19 protein-coding genes are annotated in these 23,079 nt (G+C 42.3%); 9 read left to right on the forward strand and 10 right to left on the reverse strand.

Annotated features, from left to right (window positions below):
- The first annotated feature begins 110 nt into the window (after positions 1-110).
- Complete coding sequence (locus ACINWC323_RS12050) at positions 111-1,544, forward strand: KAP family P-loop NTPase fold protein (RefSeq protein WP_009511378.1); 1,434 nt, start codon at positions 111-113, stop codon at positions 1,542-1,544.
- Here ACINWC323_RS12050 and ACINWC323_RS12045 read toward each other — a convergent pair.
- The 4 genes from ACINWC323_RS12045 to carA form a co-directional block, all read right to left on the reverse strand.
- Positions 1,541-2,164: a CatB-related O-acetyltransferase gene (locus ACINWC323_RS12045; RefSeq protein WP_009510789.1), complete on the reverse strand. Its 624-nt coding sequence runs from the start codon at positions 2,162-2,164 to the stop codon at positions 1,541-1,543. The two genes, ACINWC323_RS12050 and ACINWC323_RS12045, sit on opposite strands and share 4 nt — an antisense overlap.
- A gap of 232 nt (positions 2,165-2,396) precedes the next feature.
- Complete coding sequence (gene greA, locus ACINWC323_RS12040; protein ID WP_005231898.1) at positions 2,397-2,873, reverse strand: transcription elongation factor GreA; 477 nt, start codon at positions 2,871-2,873, stop codon at positions 2,397-2,399.
- A 91-nt stretch (positions 2,874-2,964) separates the two neighbouring features.
- Positions 2,965-6,198 (reverse strand): carbamoyl-phosphate synthase large subunit, encoded by a 3,234-nt coding sequence (gene carB / locus ACINWC323_RS12035; RefSeq protein WP_009510915.1) that lies wholly within the window; start codon positions 6,196-6,198, stop codon positions 2,965-2,967.
- 14 nt (positions 6,199-6,212) lie between these two features.
- On the reverse strand, positions 6,213-7,352 hold the full coding sequence (gene carA / locus ACINWC323_RS12030; protein WP_005231896.1) for a glutamine-hydrolyzing carbamoyl-phosphate synthase small subunit: 1,140 nt from the start codon (positions 7,350-7,352) through the stop codon (positions 6,213-6,215).
- A gap of 359 nt (positions 7,353-7,711) precedes the next feature.
- On the opposite strand from carA, the gene ACINWC323_RS12025 reads away from it, so the two are divergent.
- Positions 7,712-8,290 carry a hypothetical protein gene (locus ACINWC323_RS12025; protein WP_009510953.1) on the forward strand — a complete coding sequence of 193 codons (579 nt, stop codon included), beginning with the start codon at positions 7,712-7,714 and terminating at the stop codon, positions 8,288-8,290.
- Between the two features lie 57 nt (positions 8,291-8,347).
- Here the strand turns inward: ACINWC323_RS12025 and ACINWC323_RS12020 are convergent, their stop codons facing one another.
- Together ACINWC323_RS12020 and yhbY are read right to left on the reverse strand one after the other, a co-directional pair.
- Positions 8,348-8,884, reverse strand: coding sequence for a DOMON-like domain-containing protein (locus tag ACINWC323_RS12020; RefSeq protein WP_005231892.1), 537 nt, complete (start codon positions 8,882-8,884; stop codon positions 8,348-8,350).
- Positions 8,885-8,889: 5 nt separating this feature from the next.
- Positions 8,890-9,216: a ribosome assembly RNA-binding protein YhbY gene (gene yhbY / locus ACINWC323_RS12015; RefSeq protein WP_009510737.1), complete on the reverse strand. Its 327-nt coding sequence runs from the start codon at positions 9,214-9,216 to the stop codon at positions 8,890-8,892.
- Between the two features lie 228 nt (positions 9,217-9,444).
- On the opposite strand from yhbY, the gene rlmE reads away from it, so the two are divergent.
- From rlmE to ACINWC323_RS11985, 6 genes are all read left to right on the forward strand, one after another.
- Positions 9,445-10,095, forward strand: a complete 651-nt coding sequence (gene rlmE, locus ACINWC323_RS12010; RefSeq protein ID WP_005231890.1) for a 23S rRNA (uridine(2552)-2'-O)-methyltransferase RlmE — start codon at positions 9,445-9,447, stop codon at positions 10,093-10,095.
- 136 nt (positions 10,096-10,231) lie between these two features.
- The gene (gene ftsH / locus ACINWC323_RS12005) at positions 10,232-12,127 is read left to right on the forward strand and encodes an ATP-dependent zinc metalloprotease FtsH (protein WP_005231889.1); all 1,896 of its coding nucleotides are present in this window, start codon (positions 10,232-10,234) and stop codon (positions 12,125-12,127) included.
- Between the two features lie 136 nt (positions 12,128-12,263).
- Positions 12,264-13,112 (forward strand): dihydropteroate synthase, encoded by an 849-nt coding sequence (gene folP / locus ACINWC323_RS12000; protein ID WP_032881376.1) that lies wholly within the window; start codon positions 12,264-12,266, stop codon positions 13,110-13,112.
- 97 nt (positions 13,113-13,209) lie between these two features.
- On the forward strand, positions 13,210-13,968 hold the full coding sequence (locus tag ACINWC323_RS11995; protein WP_009511470.1) for an SIMPL domain-containing protein: 759 nt from the start codon (positions 13,210-13,212) through the stop codon (positions 13,966-13,968).
- Positions 13,969-14,101: 133 nt separating this feature from the next.
- On the forward strand, positions 14,102-15,742 hold the full coding sequence (locus tag ACINWC323_RS11990; protein WP_009510907.1) for a vWA domain-containing protein: 1,641 nt from the start codon (positions 14,102-14,104) through the stop codon (positions 15,740-15,742).
- 106 nt (positions 15,743-15,848) lie between these two features.
- Positions 15,849-16,163 carry a DUF5713 family protein gene (locus ACINWC323_RS11985; protein ID WP_032880531.1) on the forward strand — a complete coding sequence of 105 codons (315 nt, stop codon included), beginning with the start codon at positions 15,849-15,851 and terminating at the stop codon, positions 16,161-16,163.
- Between the two features lie 35 nt (positions 16,164-16,198).
- On the opposite strand, the gene ACINWC323_RS11980 is transcribed toward ACINWC323_RS11985, so the two are convergent.
- Both ACINWC323_RS11980 and ACINWC323_RS11975 read right to left on the reverse strand, forming a co-directional pair.
- On the reverse strand, positions 16,199-17,797 hold the full coding sequence (locus tag ACINWC323_RS11980; protein ID WP_009510943.1) for an alpha/beta hydrolase family protein: 1,599 nt from the start codon (positions 17,795-17,797) through the stop codon (positions 16,199-16,201).
- Between the two features lie 134 nt (positions 17,798-17,931).
- Positions 17,932-18,870, reverse strand: a complete 939-nt coding sequence (locus tag ACINWC323_RS11975; RefSeq protein WP_009511256.1) for a DMT family transporter — start codon at positions 18,868-18,870, stop codon at positions 17,932-17,934.
- A 384-nt stretch (positions 18,871-19,254) separates the two neighbouring features.
- On the opposite strand from ACINWC323_RS11975, the gene pnuC reads away from it, so the two are divergent.
- Positions 19,255-19,827, forward strand: coding sequence for a nicotinamide riboside transporter PnuC (gene pnuC / locus ACINWC323_RS11970; RefSeq protein ID WP_502322125.1), 573 nt, complete (start codon positions 19,255-19,257; stop codon positions 19,825-19,827).
- A 40-nt stretch (positions 19,828-19,867) separates the two neighbouring features.
- Here pnuC and ACINWC323_RS11965 read toward each other — a convergent pair whose 3' ends face one another.
- Positions 19,868-21,010: a glycerophosphodiester phosphodiesterase gene (locus ACINWC323_RS11965; RefSeq protein ID WP_009511346.1), complete on the reverse strand. Its 1,143-nt coding sequence runs from the start codon at positions 21,008-21,010 to the stop codon at positions 19,868-19,870.
- A gap of 174 nt (positions 21,011-21,184) precedes the next feature.
- Complete coding sequence (locus ACINWC323_RS11960; RefSeq protein ID WP_009510940.1) at positions 21,185-22,798, reverse strand: phosphoethanolamine transferase; 1,614 nt, start codon at positions 22,796-22,798, stop codon at positions 21,185-21,187.
- Between the last annotated feature and the right edge of the window lie 281 nt (positions 22,799-23,079).

The following is a 23,079-nucleotide window of genomic DNA, read 5'->3' on the forward strand; positions in this document are numbered from 1 at the left end:
ATTGCGATGAGAATAAAACCTAGCATTTTTATAGGGATAGTGAGGGTTTAAACTTGTATATTCAATGATCTAGCACTAATATTAAATTTTATCTTTATATAATTAATACAATGACTGAATTAAACCAACTTAATTGGAATAAAACAAATCTAGAGAATATTGAAAAGGCTTGGGAGGGAGATTTATGGGATCGTGAGCGTTTAGGAATTCAACTCACAAACTATGTAGATCGTTTGCAGTGTGGAGCTGTTTTAGCTCTAGATGCACGTTGGGGAGAAGGAAAAACATGGTTTGTTAGACATTGGAAAAAACATCTGGAAAATGAAAATCATCATGTGATTTATTTGGATGCTTTTGCAAATGATTATTTAGAGGATCCCTTCTTAACAATAGCATCCGAGATTAGTCATGCTTTTAAAGAGTCTGATGAAATTGACAATCAAAATGTTGAAGATTTTAATTCAAAGACGGCATCTGTACTAATTTCCTTAGCTGCAATTTTGCCAGTAATAGCAGCCAAGGCTGGATTGCATTGGATAGGTCTTGGAGGTGCTGGAGAAGCTGTTCAAGAATTATATAGAGATGGGAAAGAATTTTATGATTCAGTAAGTGATGAGATCACTGCAAAAGTTAAAGAGCACATTGAAAAGAAAATTGAGAACCATCAGATTGAAAAAGAATCTGTTCGAGATTTTAAAAATGAGCTTGCTCAACTTGCTGAAAAACTCAACAAGCCATTAGTTTTTATAATAGATGAGTTAGATCGTTGTCGTCCTGACTTCGCTATTCGATTGATTGAGCGAATTAAACATTTTTTTGATATTCCCAAAATTGTTTTTGTTTTAGTGATGGATAAAGTACAGTTTTCTAAAGTTATCTGCCATAACTATGGTTATGATGAAAACCTAAGTGAGGAGTATTTAAGCAAATTTATTGACTTTACAGTGTATATAAAAGAGGTAAAGGAAATACAGAATTTTAGTTACATTCTACAATCCCATTTATTTAAAATTAATGAAATAGTATCATTTGAAGATAAAAATGAATTTTTTTATTGGGCTTTATTTTTACAGTTAGAGGTAAAGCATAATGCTAGAGAGTTAATTAAAAAGATAAATCAATATGCATTATTAAGAACAGATAATGATTATAAGAATATAATACTCTTTACATTTTTGATGAAAGGTAAAAGTACGTTAAATTTTAGAAAATTTATAGAAAAAATTGCTTCAAACTTGATTGCGAATATAAGAACTGATAAATATCAATTCGCAAGAAAATATGGTATTTCCACATGGAGTGGCTCTTTAGATGAAATATCAGACTCTAATTCGTATCGTATAATTATGCAGAAAGAATACGCTATTGAAGAATCCATTATAGATCAAGTTTTATATACTTATAGTCAAGCAGATGGTACTAGTGATAAGAGTAATAAAGAGAATTACTTAAAAGGTGTTCTTGAAAAACTAGCAATTTTTCCTTTAGAACATTCAAATAAATTTGTAAGCGATTGGGAAAATTATATTAGAACTAGTATTTAGGTCTGATGACTAAAAAAATTGATTAAGCTTTCCACATCATCCGTCTGCAACTGTTCTCTCATCTTTAAAATCTGCTTTTCATCCAGATCATAAAGCTTTAGAGAAAGAAATTTTTCAATGTTCTGTTCAGAAAAGCGGTATTTGATGACTTTGGCTGGGACACCGCCAACAATGGCATAGGGTGGAACATCCTGAGTAACTACAGCACCTGTTGCCACCACAGCACCTTCACCCAGTTTCACCCCTTGCATGATCATGGCACGACTACCAATCCAGCAACCATCAGCAATCACGGTGTCACCTGCAGGTAGAAAGCTGCGTGTATCAAAGGGGAAGGTTGAGATCCAGTCAGGGCGGTGCAGTTGATTGCCACCCATCATAATCACGCATTCCGCGCCGAAACAGACAAAATTACCAATATAAAGTTGATCAATCGGTTTCTCGGGTGTGGACGGCTTATCATGTAGATAACGCACCACACAACGTTCAAAGCCCTGATCCCAATACGCAGAATAATAAGAATAATTGCCCTTGATATGGATGTTGGGGTTTTTCACCGTCTTAGAAATAAACTCGAACTCACACCAGTGTTTCACAGGAGAGTTGATTAATTGATCCATATCTTAACAATAACTACGAGAGGAAAGCGTCGCTATTATAACGACTAAAGTGAATACGGTTCTTTTTATGAGGGAAAAATTTCCTTACTCATGTAAACAAGCGTTGAAGATGATGAGGAAATAAAAAACCAATAAATGCATAGAGCATGGTCATTTTTTTTGAAAATAACACGTCCAAAACCAAAGAACTCTTCAATAAATGAAGAGTTCTTTGGAGACTTAATCGAGCGTGTTAAATATATTCCACACTTACGATTTCGTATTCAACCTCACCTTGCGGTGTTTGAATTTTTACTTCGTCGCCTTCGTTTTTACCTAAAAGACCACGAGCAATCGGGGAGTTTACTGAGATTTTATTGATTTTAAAATCTGCTTCGTCATCGCCTACAATTTTATAAGTCTTACGTTCTTCGGTATCCAGGTTTTCAATGGTAACAGTCACACCAAATACAACACGACCATTTTGCTCGAGTGTTCTGACATCAATTTCTTGAACTGCACCGAGTTTACCTTCGATATCCTGAATACGGCCTTCGCAGAAACCTTGCTGTTCACGAGCAGCATGATATTCAGCATTTTCCTTTAAATCACCGTGCTCACGTGCTTCAGCAATCGCCTGGATAATACGTGGGCGATCAACTGTCTTGAGCTGTTGTAATTCTTTCTCTAAGGCAACCTTGCCTTCGGGAGTCATAGGATAACGTTGCATTTCAGTCCCTCTAAAGTGGTTGGGAAAATACAGGATTAAAAAAAGAAAAAGCCCGCCACCGATAAGGTGACGGGACTTTATCGGTAGAGAATTAACCTACAGTTTGTAAATCTTGCAAGCGGTACACATCCATTGGCAATTTCACAGCAAATGCTTGGCAAACTGCTTCAGCACCGTTGATTGTCGTGGTGTAGTACACCTTGCCTTGTAGGGCAGCACGACGAATCATGGCAGAATCATACTGAGCTTGTTTGCCTTCTGTTGTGTTGACAATAAGATGAATTTCACCATTTTTCAAGCGGTCAACAATATGTGGGCGACCTTCGGTCACTTTATTGACAGCTTCACATTCGATACCCGCTTCTTTCAATACACGGTGTGTACCATTGGTCGCAACAAGTTTGAAACCATAGTCAATCAACTGTTGAGCGATGTTGGCAATGTATTTCTTGTCTGATTCACGAACTGACAAGAAGGCATGCTTCACTTCGCCTTCAGTTGGTAAACCAGGTAAGCGTTCATTTGAGCCTAAAACAGCTTTATAGAATGCTTCACCAAATGTTTTACCTACGCCCATCACTTCACCTGTAGATTTCATCTCAGGTCCAAGCATAGGGTCTACGCCTTGGAATTTAGCGAATGGGAAAACGGCTTCCTTCACAGCAAAGTGAGTTGGAATGATTTCTTTAGTAAATCCTTGAGACTCAAGAGATTGACCTGCCATACAACGTGCAGCCACTTTCGCCAGAGAGTCACCGATACATTTCGATACGAATGGAACCGTACGTGATGCACGTGGGTTCACTTCAAGCACGTAAACATCGTCGCCTTTGACTGCGAACTGAACGTTCATCAAGCCGACAACGCCAAGTTCTTTTGCCATTGCAACCGTTTGACGACGCATTTCATCCTGAATTTCTTTTGATAAAGAATAAGGAGGAATCGAACATGCAGAGTCACCAGAGTGAATACCAGCCTGTTCAATATGCTGCATGATACCGCCAATCACCACGTCTTTACCGTCAGATACGCAGTCAACGTCGACTTCAGTTGCATCGTCAAGGAAGTGATCAAGCAGGACAGGGGCTTCATTGGAAGCCTGTACTGCTTCACGAAGGTAGCGTTTAAGCTCTTCTTCGTTATAGACGATTTCCATCGCACGGCCGCCCAGTACATAAGATGGACGTACAACCAATGGATAGCCAACTTTAGCCGCTTCAGAGATACCTTCTTCAGCAGATTTTACAATGCTGTTGTTCGGTTGACGAAGCTGTAAACGTTGAATCATTTGCTGGAAGCGTTCACGGTCTTCTGCACGGTCAATTGCATCTGGAGATGTACCGATAATTGGTGTGCCGGCTTCTTCTAAAGCACGTGCCAATTTAAGCGGGGTCTGGCCACCGTACTGTACGATCACGCCTTTCGGTTTTTCGGTACGTACGATTTCAAGTACATCTTCAAGTGTTACAGGCTCGAAGTATAGACGGTCAGAGGTGTCATAGTCGGTAGAAACCGTTTCAGGGTTACAGTTCACCATGATGGTTTCATAACCGTCTTCACGCATCGCCAATGCAGCGTGTACACAGCAGTAGTCAAACTCGATCCCTTGACCGATACGGTTCGGACCGCCACCAATTACCATGATCTTGTCACGGTTTGACGGGTTCGCTTCACATTCTTCATCGTAAGTTGAATACATGTAGGCGGTACCAGATTCAAACTCGGCAGCACAGGTATCCACACGTTTGTAAACCGGGTAAACCCCCAGGTTCCAACGTTGCTTACGGAATTGTTTCTGAGAAATACCCATCAGGTCTGCAATACGCAGGTCAGATAAACCTTTGCGTTTGAACGAGCGAATATTGTCAGCATTTAAATCACCAAAACCTAAAGTTTTCACTTGAGCTTCAGTTTTAATGATGTCTTCGATCTGGATCAGGAACCAGCGGTCGATTTTGGTTGCTTCAAATACGTCATCTAAAGAGAAACCGTGACGGAATGCATCTGCAACATACCAGATACGCTCTGGACCCGGAACTTTAAGCTCTTTTAGGATGATGTCTTTGGCATTGGCAGTACCTGCTTCGATTTTTTCATCAAAGCCACTGACGCCAACTTCAAGACCACGAAGTGCTTTTTGTACAGATTCCTGGAAGTTACGACCAATCGCCATCACTTCGCCCACAGATTTCATTTGAGTGGTTAATACCGGCTCAGCTTGTGGGAATTTTTCGAAGTTGAAACGTGGAATCTTGGTCACAACATAGTCAATCGATGGTTCGAAAGACGCTGGGGTTACGCCGCCAGTGATGTCATTTTTCAACTCATCAAGGGTGTAGCCCACTGCAAGTTTCGCCGCGATTTTTGCAATCGGGAAACCTGTTGCTTTAGAGGCAAGTGCAGATGAACGTGATACACGTGGGTTCATCTCGATCACAACCATACGACCGTCTTTCGGGTTAATACCGAACTGAACGTTTGAACCACCTGTTTCAACACCGATTTCACGCAGAACTGCAACCGATGCATTACGCATCAATTGATATTCTTTGTCTGTCAATGTTTGCGCAGGCGCAACGGTGATGGAGTCACCCGTGTGAACGCCCATTGGGTCAAAGTTTTCGATCGCACAGACGATGATACAGTTGTCGTTTTTGTCACGAACAACTTCCATCTCGTATTCTTTCCAGCCAATCAAAGATTCATCGATCAATAACTGGTGAGTAGGAGAGAGGTCGAAACCACGTTCACAGATTTCAAGGAATTCTTCGCGGTTATAGGCGATACCGCCACCAGAACCACCCATCGTGAATGATGGACGAATGATGACCGGGAAACCGAAACCGGCTTGAATGGCCAAAGCTTCTTCCATTGTTTCAGCAATGGCCGCTTTTGGACATTCCAGACCAATTTTACGCATTGCGATATCAAACAGTTTACGATCTTCTGCTTTTTCAATCGCGTCTTTTGATGCGCCAATCAGTTCAACATTATATTTTTCAAGAACGCCGTGCTCATCGAGTGCAAGGGCACAGTTCAATGCAGTTTGACCACCCATGGTTGGAAGGACTGCATCTGGACGTTCTTTTTCAATGATTTGTGCAACAGTTTGCCAAGTGATTGGCTCAATATACGTTGCATCTGCCATTGCAGGGTCAGTCATAATGGTCGCTGGATTCGAGTTGACCAGAATAACGCGATAACCTTCTTCACGAAGCGCTTTACATGCTTGCGCACCTGAATAGTCAAACTCACACGCCTGACCAATGACAATAGGACCAGCACCAATAATTAAGATGCTTTTAATATCCGTACGTTTAGGCATTATTCGCTCCTTAATTACTTCTTAGCGGCTTCGATAAGTTCGATGAAATGATCGAACAACGGCGCACAATCATGTGGACCAGGGCTGGCTTCAGGGTGACCCTGGAAGCTGAATGCTGGTTTGTCAGTACGATGAATACCTTGGTTTGTACCATCAAACAGTGAGCGATGTGTCACTTTTAAGTTTGCTGGTAAAGTACTCTCATCGACAGCAAAGCCGTGGTTTTGAGAAGTAATCATCACTGTACCGTTCTCAAGGTTTTGTACAGGATGGTTCGCGCCGTGGTGGCCGTGATTCATTTTCATGGTCTTCGCACCTGAAGCAAGCGCTAAAATCTGATGACCTAAACAAATACCGAATACTGGCAATGTTGTGGTTTCAACAATGGTTTTGACTGCTTCGATGGCATAGTCACATGCTGCCGGGTCACCAGGACCATTTGACAAGAACACGCCATCCGGATTTAAAGCAAGAACCTTTTCAGCAGGAGTCTGTGCAGGAACCACTGTCAATTTACAGCCACGGTCTGCAAGCATACGTAAGATGTTGGTTTTGACACCATAATCGTATGCAACCACATGATATTTTAATTCTGGTTGAGTGAAACCCTGACCTAAAGTCCAAGAACCTTCAGTCCATTCAAAACCCGTCGGGTCACAGCATTCTTTCGCAAGATCGAGACCGTTTAAACCGCCAAATTCACGTGCTTTCGCAATCGCTTGTTCTTCTGTAATATTTTCGCCAGCAAGGATACAGCCGTTTTGTGCACCTTTGTCACGTAAAATACGTGTCAATTTACGGGTATCGATATCAGCGATGGCTACAACATTATGTTGCTCCAGGTATTCACTGAGTGATTGTTCAGAACGGAAGTTGCTGTGCAATAAAGGAAGATCACGGATAATCAAACCATTCGCCCATACTTTATGGATGCGACCTGATTCAACGTCTTCACTATTACAGCCAGTATTTCCAATATGAGGATAAGTCAACGTCACAATTTGTTGTGCGTAGCTTGGGTCGGTCAAAATTTCTTGATAACCAGTCATGGCAGTGTTAAAAACGACTTCACCAGTCGTACTACCCGATGCACCGATAGACGTTCCTTTAAAGATCGTTCCATCTGCGAGGGCTAAAATGGCGGGGGTGCTCAAACCAAAGCTCCTGAACTAAGACCACAAAAATTAGGCTGTAAAAAAGCGAGAAGACATAAAAAAAGGCAGGCTGTCTTAAAAAAACATGCCCCTCCTTCCAGTCTGCTCGCTTGTAACTTAACAGCGCATTATACGCATGAGTGCGTGAAAAGTCTATGTGTTTTTATTTATTAAAATCAGGAATTACACGATTTATTTTTTTAAATGGCTAGATAACTGTCTATTGCAAAATCTCTCATCTTTATATGGTTATCATGAGATATTATGCAAATTGTCTGACAATTTTAATGTTGTCTAAGAAGTAGCCGTTTTATCCTATGCTTAGCCAAAAATTAACAATCAAGAAGAGGGTAAGCAAAATGGCTGAGAATCAAACTGCACCGGTAACGGCTGAAGAAGTGAAAGATACAGTTGTTGAGAAAACAACCAAAGCGAAACAAGAGGTTACTGCAAAAACGGCTGAAGTGAAAACTGCTGTGGCAGAGAAAACTGCGAAAGCGAAAGAAGCAGTCGCAGAAAAAACCGCAAAGGCAAAAGAAGTGCTTGCTGAGACCCAAGAGCAGGCGAAAGAAGTGATCGCTGAAACGCAAGGTCAGGTCAAAGAAGCTTTGGCAGAAACTCAGGAAAAAATTGAGACTGAAGCAAAAGAATTAAATCAAAACGTTCAAAACCAGTTTGCGCAAATCAAGCAGGATATTTTAGAGCGTATTGAAGTGATTAAAACTCAACTGAATTCATCACAAGGTAACTTGCTTGAACTGAAAAATGCATTGAAAACTGAGTTGAATGCATTGATTGAAGACTTAAGCAAAGTGAGCAAAGAACTGAAAGATGATATTAGCCAGATTTCAGTAAAGCATAAAGATACCCTGGTCGGTAGTTTTAAGCGCACTAAAGAGCAAGCGGTTGAAGCATGGAACAAGGTTCGTGCCAGCTAATTGCCCAAAGAATTAAAAAAAGCGAGAATTTTTCTCGCTTTTTTTATGCTTAACCTATTAAAACTGATGTAACCAGTCGCGCTTGTTATGGAAGTCAGCTTGAGGGCTGCTGTGCTGCATTGCAAAATAATGCATACCTTGAGTGGTATTAAGTACAGCGGTTAAACCGATATACAGGTCAGCCCATTTAAGTTGATGCTCACGCATAAACTGAGAGAAATCTAGACTGACATTCAAGCCATAATGCGTGCGTTGTAAATGATTCAGTTCAATATCATAGGCAGCGACAGGCGGCATATCTTCAGGGAAGCGGTATTCTTCAAATTGATAGACTTGCCACGCTTGAGAAGGGGAAAGGTTAATTTCTCGGTAGAAATCTTGATCTTTCACGCCCACAAAAATTTCAAAGCAGGTCTGTTCCCATAAAAAATCATGACGTGGATGCGCCGTAACCTGATCTGGGTAAATCAAAAATTGATTTGGGTCACGAACCCAAAAACCAACATTCAAGGTTGCTGGTGTTTGTTGCTCAATCGCCCCAACCACCGTAATGGCACTAAAGCGATCAAAAGCGGATAGTTCATAACTCGCCATGCTAATTACTTATTACTTAAGTGAGCAAAACGAACTAAGTTAGACAGGTGCTGGTTTTGTTTCGCCGCTTTTCTATAGAGCAGAACAATTTTACCAATCTTTTGTACAGACTCGGCACCGGTTGCTTCTACAATCGCGTCAATGACGGCACCACGTGCATCACGGTCTTCACCCGCAATTTTCACTTTAATCAACTCGTGATCGTTTAACGCACGATTTGTTTCTTCAATGACGTTTTCTGTAAGACCTTGGCTACCAATCATTACAACTGGATTAAGTGCATGACCGATTTGACGTAAACGTTTACGTTCATGGATAGATAAAGCCGCCATTAAAAATACCTGATTGGAAAAACGACCTAGTATAACTTGCATCCTGTTTCTAAGATAGATTCGCAGACCGACACTTCAAACAAATATGTGAAAAATTGCTGAAATAACCAATTGGCCTGATCGGAAAAAATCTGTAAAAGTTCGTGTGAATGAAGTACATCCGTACTGTAATAGGCGAAATTTTCACGTACAATGACTCATCAGAAGTTTTTTGAAATTTAGTGAGTTATGGCGACACGCATTACCAATCAAAAATTGTCTAAAAGCAGTCGTGCATGGATGAGAGAGCATTTAGATGACCCTTTTGTAAAAAAAGCACAAAAGGAAGGTTATCGCGCACGTGCGGCGTATAAGTTACTTGAAATCCAAGAAAAATATAAAATGATCAAGCCCGGCATGACGGTGGTCGACTTGGGTGCGGCGCCGGGCAGTTGGTCTCAGATTGCGGGTAAACTGGTTGGCTCAAACGGTTTGGTGATTGCCTCAGATATTCTGGAAATGGATGCATTGCCAGACGTAACCTTCCTGCAAGGCGACTTCCGTGAGGAAGAAGTTTTCGAAAAATTGTTAAATATTTTAAATGGACGTCAAGTAGACGTTGTAATTTCGGATATGGCCCCCAATACATCAGGTAATAGGGCTGTTGATCAACCGCGTCAGATTTACTTATGTGAACTGGCTTTGGATTTTGCTCAGAAAGTTCTCGGACCAAACGGACAGTTTGTTGTTAAAGTGTTCCAAGGTTCAGGATTTGACGAATTCCGCAAACAGGTGGTCGATAGTTTTGATGTATTAAAAACAGCCAAACCTGCGGCATCACGTGCTCGATCGAAAGAAGTTTTTTTGATTGGTCAAGGTCGTAAAAAGGCATTGCAATAAAAGTGTACTTGCCAAGTTGTTAAAAATTGTGCATTTTGTACCTTTTAAGTTTTTTGCAACGCAAATTCATTGCTGTTTTTGTGAAGGTCAGCCAAGATTAGGTATGATCAAATTAGATTGATATGGGAATAAAGCCTTGAGCGATTACTTCAAGAATGCCGTATTGTGGCTCATCATACTCGGTGTTCTGATTTTGATTTTTAGCAACGTCAGTGACCGCAATAAGCCTGCAGCGATGAAATATTCTGATTTCGTTGCAGCGGTGAATGCTGGGCAAATTAAACAAGTCACAATCGACGGTTTAAATATTAATGGTGAAAAAACCAATGGTTCTTCATTTGAGACGGTTCGACCTCAAGTAGAAGACACTGAGTTGCTACCAAGCTTAAATAAACAGAATGTAGTGGTTGAGGGCACAGCACCGCAACGTCAAGGCATTTTGATGCAACTTCTCATTGCAAGTTTCCCGGTATTACTGATCATCCTGTTATTCATGTTCTTCATGCGTAATATGGGCGGTGGTGCTGGTGGTAAAAACGGTCCTATGAGCTTTGGTAAGTCAAAAGCGAAAATGTTATCTGAAGATCAGATCAAGTTAACATTCAGTGACGTCGCTGGCTGTGATGAAGCAAAACAAGAAGTGGTTGAAATCGTTGATTTCTTAAAAGACCCAGCCAAATTTAAACGCCTTGGTGCAACCATTCCACGTGGTGTACTGATGGTTGGTCCTCCAGGTACGGGTAAAACATTATTGGCGAAAGCCATTGCCGGTGAAGCTAAGGTTCCATTCTTTAGTATCTCGGGTTCTGACTTCGTAGAAATGTTTGTCGGTGTCGGTGCTTCTCGTGTTCGTGACATGTTTGAACAAGCGAAACGCCATGCGCCATGTATCATCTTTATTGATGAGATTGATGCAGTCGGTCGTCATCGTGGTTCGGGTACAGGCGGTGGTCATGATGAGCGTGAACAAACCTTGAACCAGATGCTTGTCGAGATGGATGGTTTTGAAGGCAATGAAGGCGTAATCGTGATTGCTGCGACCAACCGTGTAGACGTACTGGATAAAGCCTTGCTTCGTCCAGGCCGTTTTGACCGTCAAGTGATGGTGGGTTTACCAGACATTCGTGGTCGTGAGCAGATCCTGAACGTTCACTTGAAGAAACTTCCTTCGGTGACAGGTGTGGATCTTAAAGTGCTTGCACGTGGTACACCTGGCTTCTCGGGTGCACAATTAGCAAACTTGGTCAATGAAGCTGCATTGTTTGCTGCTCGCCGTAATAAAAACACGGTCGATATGCATGACTTTGAAGATGCCAAAGACAAGATCTATATGGGCCCTGAACGTAAATCGATGGTGATTCGCGAAGAAGAACGTCGTGCTACGGCTTACCATGAAGCGGGACATGCCATTGTTGCCGAGATGCTACCGGGTACCGACCCTGTGCATAAAGTAACGATCATGCCACGCGGTTGGGCATTAGGTGTGACCTGGCAGTTGCCAGAGCAAGATCAGACCAGCCACTATAAAGATAAGATGTTGAATGAACTTTCAATCTTGTTTGGTGGTCGTATTGCGGAAGAAGTATTTATTAACCAAATGTCGACTGGTGCATCGAACGACTTTGAACGTGCAACTAAAATGGCGCGTGCAATGGTCACCAAATACGGTATGTCTGATGCGCTTGGCGTTATGGTTTATGAAGATGAAAACCAGAATGGTTTCTTCGGTAATGTCGGTAGCCGTACCATTTCTGAAGCGACTCAGCAAAAGGTCGATGAAGAAGTACGTCGTATCTTGGATGAGCAATACAAAGTTGCACGTGAGATCTTGGAAAATAACAAGGATATCGCACATGCAATGGTGAAAGCGTTGATGGATTGGGAAACAATCGATCGTGACCAGATCCGTGACATCATGGAAGGTCGTGAGCCGCAACCACCTAAAGTTTATGTTGCTGATAATCCAGTGGCGGCATTTGAACCACCGAAAGATGGTCCATCTACACCACCGCCTTTACCAGCAATGGGCTAATCAAAGATCAAATAAAAAGAGCGACTTCGGTCGCTCTTTTTTTGTCTGGATTTTGCGCCAAACTGAAAATAAATCAGCAACGAAGCATCAGCTGTGTTGTTAAAATAAGCCTGTTAAAGTGCAAAGAGTTTTGATGATGCAGTTGATGCCATTACCCCAAAGTCAATTATCCTGTGGTCGTTTTCGATTAGACCTTTCACAACCTCAGGTGATGGGAATCTTGAATGTAACCCCGGATTCATTTAGTGATGGGGGGCAGCATCACCAGAAAGATCAGGCGATTCAACATGCTTTACAGATGATTGAAGATGGGGCAAGCATTATTGATATTGGGGGCGAATCTACCCGTCCCAATGCATCACCTGTAGCGCTAGAGGAAGAACTTCACCGTGTGATTCCTGTGGTCGAGGCATTATCCAAATATGATGTGATCATGTCGATTGATACCAGTCAGCCTGAAGTCATGCGTGCTGCCGTCCAAGCCGGTGCGCATATCTGGAATGATGTACGTGCCTTAACCCGCCCTCAAGCCTTGGAAACCGCCGCCGAGTTAAAGATTCCTGTGGTGTTGATGCATATGCGGGGTGAACCGACCAATATGAATCAGCTGGATCAGTATAATGACGTGACCGAAGAGGTCATTCAGGAGTTACAACAACGTCTGGATCAGGCCATTGCGGTTGGCGTTAAGCCGGAAAATATTATTATCGATCCAGGTTTTGGTTTTGCCAAAAATGCCCAGCAAAATTTCCAATTGCTCAATGAGTTCTGGAAGCTTAACCGAATGGGGTATCCAATTTTATCGGGCTTATCACGGAAACGTTTTATTGGTGAAGCTTTAAATGGTGTCCCAGCCCAAGAACGTGCGGTGGGCAGTGTAACAGGGCATCTTTTAAGTATTCAGCAAGGGGCAAGTATCGTTCGGGCACACGATGTTAAAGCCACGAGCGATGCGGTCAAGGTCTGGAAGATGATGCAGGCTTAAAAGTGGCTGAGATGTCAGTAGAGCTTCAGGGCTCTATTGACTTGCTTGACCAGATTAAATATAACAAGACTATAAAATAAGCAAAGTGATATTAAAAATGGAAAATAAAACAATTACATATAAAAGTTTATGGGTGTTTGCCCTCATTTTGAGTCTTGGATTTATTATTTCTGCAGGGGTTATGGGCTATGCCCTGAAACAGTTTAATAGCACTAAAAATTCAATTACAGTCAAGGGCCTGGCTGAAAAACCGATTCAGGCTGATTCCGCACGCTGGGAGATCCATCTCCAAAGTAGCCATACATCGGACACGATTCCACAGGCCTATCAATTACTTGATCAGCAAATGAAAGCCTTACAGGCGTTCTTTGTAGAGCATGGTTTTAAAGCGGCAGATATGCAACTCGGAAATAAAAGTTCACAACCCTATTATGAAGAAGTGAATCTGGGGGACGGGCGAATCAATCGCGAGTTTAAAGGCTATACCGCTTTACAGAATTTGGTGATTAATAGCCGCGATATCAAGAAGATTGAACAGGCTGCCAAAGATGCATATCTACTGGATGAAAAGGGCATTGCGATTGAGCAGAAACCTGAATATTTGGTATCAAATTTAGAGGAAATCAAAATGTCGCTGATTGCCAATGCCACCCAAAATGCCTATAGCCGTGCCAACGAGTTTGCCAAAGTGGGTGGTGTAAAGGTCGGAATGATGCGTTCTGCCAGTCAAGGGGCATTTTATATCTTGCCAGAAAGTGGCTCGGATGATGATAGTGATTATGGCGGTGCTTATGACAAGGCCACCATTCATAAAATTGCCCGTGTGGTGGTGACCATCAATTATGCGATTGATTAGGACAACTGTTTAGCTGATTGATCAGCCAGGCTGGAAAGATACATTCGAATACGGTGTATCTTTCTTTTTTTGCATACAATTCTTTGTATCGTGACTGTATTTGAAAAAATGAAATAAATTGGGGAAGTGAATAATGCATCAATCAACAAAAATTTTAACCCTGAGTTTGCTTAGTTGTATGATCATGGCCTGTAGTACACCTGTTAAACAGTATGATCAGGTTGCAGTTGAAACTGCGATGCCTGTAGCACCCTCACCAATGAGTCAGTCCAATCAGGGATTGATCAAAGCACGCAAGATGATCGCACCAGCATCTTATATTGCCGTGATGCCCACCATGGAAAGACCGCGCTTAGAGCAGAACACTGAAAAATATCAAAATAATGAAGTCAATCCAGTACATCGTGTTGCGGATCAAGCTGTTTCAACGTTTAGTATTGATGTAGATACAGGTAGTTATAGCAATACCCGCCGTTTTTTAAATGACGGGCGGTTACCGCCTGTTGATGCGGTTCGTGCCGAGGAGATGATTAATTATTTTGATTATCAGTACCCGCAGCCAAATAGCATTCATCCTTTTTCGGTCACTACCGAAACCGTTGATTCGCCATGGAAACAAAATGCCAAGCTGATCAAGATTGGTATTCAGGCCAAAGACCTGAGCACCAAACAATTGCCACCTGCCAATCTGGTCTTTTTGGTCGATGTCTCTGGCAGTATGGATGCAGCTGACAAACTGCCTCTGGTAAAACAGACTTTACGCTTACTCACCGAGCAACTTCGAGCACAGGATAAGGTCACCATCATTACTTATGCCAGCGGTGAAAAACTGGTCCTGGAACCGACCGCAGGCAATCAAAAAGACAATATCTTGGCCGTGATTAATGCCTTGCAGGCAGGCGGGGCAACCGCAGGTGAACAAGCCATCCAGTTGGCCTATCAGCAGGCTGAAAAAGCCTTTGTGAAAAATGGAATTAACCGTATTCTGCTGGCGACAGATGGGGACTTTAATGTTGGTATTACCGATTTTAGTACCTTGAAAGGTATGGTGGCAGAGAAACGTAAAAGCGGGATCTCGTTAACGACATTAGGTTTTGGTATTGGGAATTACAATGAGCAGTTGATGGAGCAACTGGCGGATGCAGGCGATGGCAATTACAGCTATATTGATAATAAAAATGAAGCGAAAAAAGTGGTACAGCGTCAGCTTTCATCGACCCTTGCGACTGTTGCTCAGGATGTCAAAATTCAGGTCGAATTTAATCCTGCAACGGTGAAAGAATATCGTTTGGTCGGTTATGAAAACCGGATGTTGAAGCAGGAAGATTTTAATAATGACCAGGTCGATGCCGGGGATATTGGAGCGGGACATAATGTCACCGCGATTTATGAAATCATTCCAGTGGGGCAACAAGGCTGGCTCAATGATTCACGTTATCAGGCCGCGGCAAAAACTGACACAAGCAAAAAGTCGGAATATGCGTTTGTAAACTTGCGCTATAAGTTACCAAATCAAGAGAAAAGTATTTTATTGAGTCAAGCGGTGAGGGCGGAAAGCAGACCATTGGCTCAAGCCAATAACGATACCCGTTTTGCCATTGCTGTGGCCTCTTATGCCCAGCAGCTAAAAGGTGGACAGTACAATGGCGCAATGGGATGGGATCAGATTATCCAGCTTGCACAGCAATCGGCGAAACCCGATCCTTATCAAATGCGAGAAGAGTTTGTGGAGCTTGCAAAGATTGCCAAAAGCTTAAGTGCTAAAAAAGAGTAAACATGATTAAAAAAAGCGGTCGGAAAACCGCTTTTTTTATGTCTAAATATCGTGATTTTGGTTGGATTATGTTATAAGCATGGCGTTTTATTGGCATATTATTTTTATGTTCGACGATTTACTCCTCCCCATGTTTGACGATGAATATTATCCCGATATTCTCGTTGCTGAAGTGAAACAGCACATCCAGAAGTTTTCAAAAAAGGTGAGCCGTACTGACTTATCCGAAACGGAAATCTATCGTTTTGCACATCAAACCATGATCGAAATTAACGAAATGAAACCGCAATTTGAAGATCTGGATTCCAGTTTAGATGACACTGCCGCAGATTATATTGCCGAAGCCATGATGATGGTGGTGCAAGAGGTCGGTTATCTGGATATTGAAATGGAAGAATTGATTGCCAATCGAGAGTGGTAGAATTCACTCTCGCTGGTTTTTTATAAAAATAAATATTATTTCGAAGTGGTCTCACTCCAAAATTTAGGTAAAACAATGTGCCCTGAAATCCATGCTTCAATTTTAGGCTGTTTTATTTTTTGATAGTACATGCTCTGTGTATTAATGAGTAAGCCTAGGGTATCGCCTTGATTCAATCGCCCATTCATACTTGGCAACTCAATGGTTAAATGCGGTTTATCCAGCTGGGTTATGTCTTGGGTAATCTGGTCATAAGCCTGTTTTCGGGCTGCATTAAACGGCGCAGTCTGATCATTTAAAACCTCATATTTCCCTGTGAGTTTTGATTTAATCGCAACAGAGATAAATAAGGTCGGATCTACTTTAGATGGTGTTTCTACCTGTAAAGACAGCCGTGGGGCACCCGTGATATAACTGCGCTGGGTGGCGGTATGGATAGGTACAAAGACTGCTTGAGTTGCAGTCGGTGCGATCCAGGTTTTATTCAGACGATAGGACTGAATTGCATTCAGGTCATTTAAGTTCGTGACAGGACTTTGATCCACACATAACTCCGGTAAGTTGATCGCTGGCGTTTGGTCCTTCAGCTTCTGGTTGAACCAGTCCAAGATGGTATTTTGCAGATTATATTTTTGCTGGTTGCCACAACTCACCGTTTTGCCAATATACCAGAAGGGTGTGTTGCCGCGAGGCGAATGCTGGGCAAAAGGCTGTAAATGTCCGCCCTGTACTCCAACCAAATGAACGTCATGCTGAGCATGCTGAATACATTGGGCTGCTTTTACTCCTTCATTAAAGGGAAACAAGATATCTCTAAAACCCTGAATAATCAGTGCATCCGCTTGAGGTGCCTGTGCATGATCGCAAAACCAGCTGGCTTGATGGGTTTTTAAAAAATCATAGGTAGATGCTTTCAGTTGACCTTGTTGCGTTTCAAGATAGGCCTGTTTTAATTCGGGATCAAACTTATTCCAGTTCCACCAATCGCCAATCAGGTTGAGAAAACCGATCCAGTTACTTTTGGGTACTCCATTTGGCGCAAGGCTATTGACGATGTCATACCATGTTGTGATAGGAACGATGGCCTGCAAACGGGGATCACGTGCTGAAGCGATGTATTGTACGCCACCTGCATAAGATTCACCGATCATGCCTGTACGCACGCCATGTTGATTTGTTGCCAGTTGCGGCAGGTTTTTTTCTGCCCAGTTCATCAGGGTGATGACGTCTTGAGCTTCTTTCTCCGGATCAGTCAGGCGGATTTTTCCTTGGCTATCACCGTGACCACGCTGGTCATAACTCATGACCCAGTAGCCCTTCTGCCAGGCCGTTTTCGCGACTTGTCCGGTAGGTAACAGGAAACCATACAAACTCAGTTCCGGACGTTTCATCCGAGAGAGACCAAAGCCATGCGTATGTAAAATTAAAGGCGCAGTCTGGCCTGGTTTTAAATGCGGTTGATACACCGTAAAGGCCAGTACAGTTCCATCAGGTGCCGTTGTTTTTGCCTGATAGTAGCGTTGTTTTAGTTCGGTGCTTTTGCTGGTCACCACGGTTGTTTGGGTTGTGGCATGTACACACCCTTGCAAGACGAATAATAGGCCGAAGCAGAGCCAGAAGACGTAAGAACGCATAGATTATTTCATCCTTGAACAAATCTTTGAGAAATCACGAGGTGATCGGGATAGTTTACTGTGGCTTGTTGGTCGATACTATTGCTGACAGGTCCAGTTGACTGACCTGTCAGTTTTAAAACCTTATCTATACCTTATTTTCTACGGTAAGCGTAAAGAAATAAGCCGAAGCATAGAAAAATAAGTCCAATGATCAGATGTGAGCTTAATGCTTCATTGTTAAACCATATTCCCCAGCCAGTCGCAAGAACGGGTGTTAAGATGGTAATCAGCATGACCGTGGTCGGATTCAGTTTCTGGATCAGGTGAAAATAAAAAATCATGGCCAGTACAGATGAAAATAATGCGCTATATAACAAGGCCAGACCTGTTTGCAGACTCGGCAACTGGGTCGGTGCTTGGCTGAGGAAAAAGGGTAATAAACACAGGTAGCCGAACCACGAAACAAGCGTTGAGCCTGTGGTTTGAATAATGGGATGGATCCCCGCACCAATTTGTGCAACGGCAAACATGGAAAATACGTACAGCAGCACTGCAATAATTTCATAGATGACCCCAAGCCTATCTAGCTGGATATGCGTTGCACCAAGACCTAAGGTGAGCGAAAGTCCGAAAACGGCCAGGATGAGTCCATACCATTGGCGTTTTAAAAAGTGTTCGCGTTTGAGGATAAATACGGCGATCAGTCCCGACCATAACGGTGCGGTCCCATATATAATCGAGATCATGCCGGAAGAGACGCGGGTTGCGCCTATATAACAAAAGGTCATGGAGCCGAACAGCCCAAGCGCACCGGCACCATAACTGAGTAGGGCAGTCTTGTTGATGGTCAGTTTCAAGCGAAAATAAAGTAGGCATATTAAGGCCAGTGGAATGGCGATACTGAATCGCAAGAATAATCCCCAAGCCCAGTGTATTTCATGCACTGTCCAGACCGCAGCTAAAGGTGTAAATGACCAGATCAGCACCACGGCGATGAATTGACCGACTGTAGCAAGGCGAGGGGAAACAGGGGCTACAGCCGGTTGTAGCTGTGGTATGGAGAGAGCATTCTTTTCAGGCAATTGGGTCATGACATGATTCCTGTAATAACAATGGTGAAATTAAGACAATAAAAAAGGTCGCTCATGAGGCGACCTGTGGATTCAACTGATGTTTAAAGTGTCATCATCTGAAATATATCAAGTCTCCTCGCGGTAACGCGTAGACACGTCGCCATGCCGCATAGACAGAAATGTCTTGCGCAATCGCATTTGGACGTGAACAGGAAGCTTGAGGGTTCAACATATAAAATATTCGAAACTGATTCTGATCTTTTATAGCATAGAGAGTGTTTGAAAAATAGCCATTTCTCAAATCAAGATAAAAATATAGGCAAAGTAAATCAACAATTGGGCATTGCTAAAATTGCAGATTTTTCCATAATGTTGCCAACAAATTCTGAAAGAAGTTTGCTCTTGTCTGCCTTTGAAATTTTTGCGGTCGTGATCAGTCTGATTGGTGTGACCTTAACCATTCGACGCCACATGTGGTGCTGGTGGTTTAATTTTCTGGCGTGCAGTTTATACGCCTATTTTTTCTTTAGCATCCGCTTATATGGTGAAACACTGCTGCAATTTTTCTTTATTGCGATGAATGTGTATGGATTCTATTACTGGCTAAAAGGCAAACGTCAGGACCATGAGATCCGGATTGAACCGATTGCCAAATCTCGGGTATTGGCGCAAATGGGTATGGCGGTTCTTTTTGGTCTGCTGTTGGGCTTGATGCTTAAACATTTTACTGATGCTGCGGTACCGATGCTGGATTCGCAATTGGTGGCATTCAGCTTATTGGCCACCTACTGGACCAGTCGAAAGCATATTGCCACGTGGATTCTGTGGATTTTTGTCAATATTATCTATGTGGGCATGTTTATCTACAAAGAAGTTTTCCTGACCGCAGGACTGTATGCCGCCTTTGTTGGGCTGGCTGCTTATGGCTGGTGGCAATGGCAACAGGTCAAGCAAAAACAGCATAGCCATGCATAAATAAGGGCAGCTCAGACTGCCCTTAAATTTGAAACAAGACTTATTTTGCCGTGGCTTGATAACTTTGTATTGCCTGACGCCCCAATGCTGGATCATCGGTAAAGATACCATCTACACCTGCTTTGAAATACAGCTGCATTTCCTTGATTGAACCTGCGGCACAACGTTCCGCTTCTTTGGCTTTATCTGCGCTACATTTTAAGCTGGCTGGCAGGAAGTTATTTTCAGGCCGGAAGGTATATGGATGCACCTTTAGGCCCGCCTGATGGGCATCGGTCACAAAAGAAGTGGTTTGCATGGTTTCTTGGTCGATAATATAAGGTTTCCATGGTCCTACACCATTTGCATATTTTGCAACGTCTTTTAATCCCTGTGCAGTTGCCATATTGCCATAGGTAGTCGCAATATTTTGAGCGACATAATCCGCAGGGCGTACTGTTTTTTCATCGTAAAGCTGGATCAGTTGGGCATGTTTGACACTTTTGTGCAGATCAAGCTGGTTCTTTAAGTATTTCAAATTGCCCACTTCAAAAGACTGTAAATAGATCGGTGCAATATCGCGGGTGTATTGGTATTTAGACAGTGTTTTAAGTAGTGTATCTTCCATTGCCAAATTCTGTTTTTGAAAATAGGTGGGATGTTTGGTTTCAATATAAAGACCAATAATTTTGCCAGTTTTCTTATAATGCGCTTCAGCCAATTCGATAATCTGTTCCAAGGTCGGAATGGTATAGAGATCATTATACTTCTGGTTTTCAGGACGATATTGTGGAATACGCTCACGTGCTTTCAGTTGTTGCAATTCGTTTAATGTAAAGTCTTCGGTAAACCAACCGCCATTAAAAGATGTTCCATCAATCACTTTGTTTGTTTTACGATCAGCAAATTGCGGCAGGGTTGAAACATTGGTGGTACCGCCAATTTCATTTTCATGACGGGCAACCAGAACGCCATCTTTGGTTGAAACCAGATCTGGCTCAATAAAGTCAGCACCGTCGTCAATCGCCTTTTGATACGATGCAAGCGTGTGTTCTGGACGAAGTGCACTCGCTCCTCGATGCCCCACCACCAGAATTTTAGGACCCTGATTATTCGGTTGTTTGATATTGTTTTGATCATTGTTGTCATCATTGCAACCAGCAAGGCTGATCAGGCACAGACAAAGAACTGCTTTTTTAAACATAGATAAGCTCATGTGTTTTTTATTCAAGCCGCTAGTTTGAGCGTTGAAGTTATCAAACACATGACAGGGAGATGATGATTTTATGAAAATATCAAGACTTTTAAATAGCAGCAGTACTTAAATAAAATTCCAGTTTGAAGACATTCTCAAACTGGATAAAAAAATAATGTATTTTTAAAATTTATTTTTCCAATAAGGCCAGTTGGCTTCCGGTGTGAAATGATAATTGTCATCTAACCAGTAAGTTTGAGATGGGGAGGATTTGTCTTTCAGTCCCATGATGCGCATCAGATTGTTGTCCAGTTCCGCAGTATTTAAGGTTTTTTCTTTATCTACACCTGTGCTGTGTAAGCGATCTGACCACATGATTACAGGTACTTGATAACCTGCTTTGGTATTTGGACTATGACCGGCATAATCAATTTCATGTCCAACTTCATTGCCATGATCGGAAACCACAGTAAAAGATCTAAAATCAGGTATCGCATCTGCTCTTAAATTATCCAGAAACTGGCTCAGTAATGAATCTTCGTACAAGACCGCATTATCATAGTCATTGCGCAGTGAACGAATCCACGGATCAATGTCCCGATTTTTGAGATCAGTTTCGACAGCATCGTTACTGTTGCTGGAAAACTGGTTAAATGCCGCTGGATAGCGCTCTTCATAGTTTGGATGGGCGCCAATCAGATGGAGAATAATCAGTTTTTTCGGTTCAGGATCGGCCAGCGCCTGTTGATAATCAGGAATGAGTGATTCATCCAGAGAGGTGCTACTACGGCCAGAGCGTTTGTTTTTATAGACTGCTTTATCGGCATAAGAACCGAATAAAGAAGATAAGTAAGTATCGTCCTGATTACTGAGCCAGTAAATTTTATATCCCGCTGCCCGTGCATAGGCCAGAATACTTTCTGGGGAATATTTATTATGTTCTGAAGCAGGGCTTTCGGTTAACAGTACACGTAATGCATTGATTGTAGACGGTGAGGGGGAGAATGCATTACAAAAGACCTTGATCTCATTCACGCGTTTTGCCAGTTCAGGCGTGGTATTCCGCGGGTAGCCACAGATACTCAGATTTAAACTGGTTAAACTCTCTGACAGGACCAGTACATGGGTCTGTTTGCCTTTAGCCTGTTCGGTCAGTACCAGATTGTGCTTGGCACTTTTGTCCCATTGCTGATGGACATTTTTATGCTGTTTGATGCGGTCTTTAAAATCCTGGATTTTGGTCTGATACTCAGTCCAGAATACAATCGGATGTACCTTGCGAGAAGGTTTCATCAGATAACTGGTGATTGCCAGCAAGATCAGAAAAATAATACAGCCCCGATAAATTCGGCTGTGCCAGAGTCGGCTAAAATGAATCGGTTTAACCAGTTTAAATACGGTAATGCTATACAGGATGACTAAGGTCAACAGACCTGCTCCCACCATAAGCATGGTACTAAGATGAAGCTGAAAAAATTCCAGACTTTCCCGACGGTTGGTATTGGCAAGCGCTTCAATAATGAAATAGGCCTCATTATCACTATTGAATAAAAACCAGGTGCTTGAGCGGAGTAAGGCATCTAACCAGGCCAAAAACCACCAGATGATGGCAAGCAAGTACCAATAGACTTTCTGTCGGGTAATGGCCAGATAAATAAATAGCACGCCAGGCAATGATAAACAGCCAAGTCTTAAACCATCAGATAAATTACCGACTGCAATCAGTAAGCCGCCTGTGATCAAGGCGGGCAATAAGATCAACAGCAGAATATTTAAGTTTTTTAAGCTGGCCTTCATATATGCCTAATACAGTATGGGGAGGGGAGATAAACTAAGCGTGCTAATATCGTTTTTAGTGGGGGATGTGTCAATTCAAAATTAAGAAGTCTTTGATTGCACAGTAAATTAAATTGATTCGCACAGTTAAGCTGTTGAATTATTGCAAAGTTAGCGCATTATTTTTTATTGCAAATAACCTGAAATTCATTATTTCTCCGCAATTTACGCTTTTTGAAATGATATGTTAATAGGGATGGCGTTTGCCTGTCAGCTCGGTAATGATCATATTCTGAAAAGTG

Origin of the sequence: Acinetobacter sp. WC-323, assembly GCF_000314615.1 — a bacterium.
GTDB classification, from domain to species: domain Bacteria; phylum Pseudomonadota; class Gammaproteobacteria; order Pseudomonadales; family Moraxellaceae; genus Acinetobacter; species Acinetobacter courvalinii.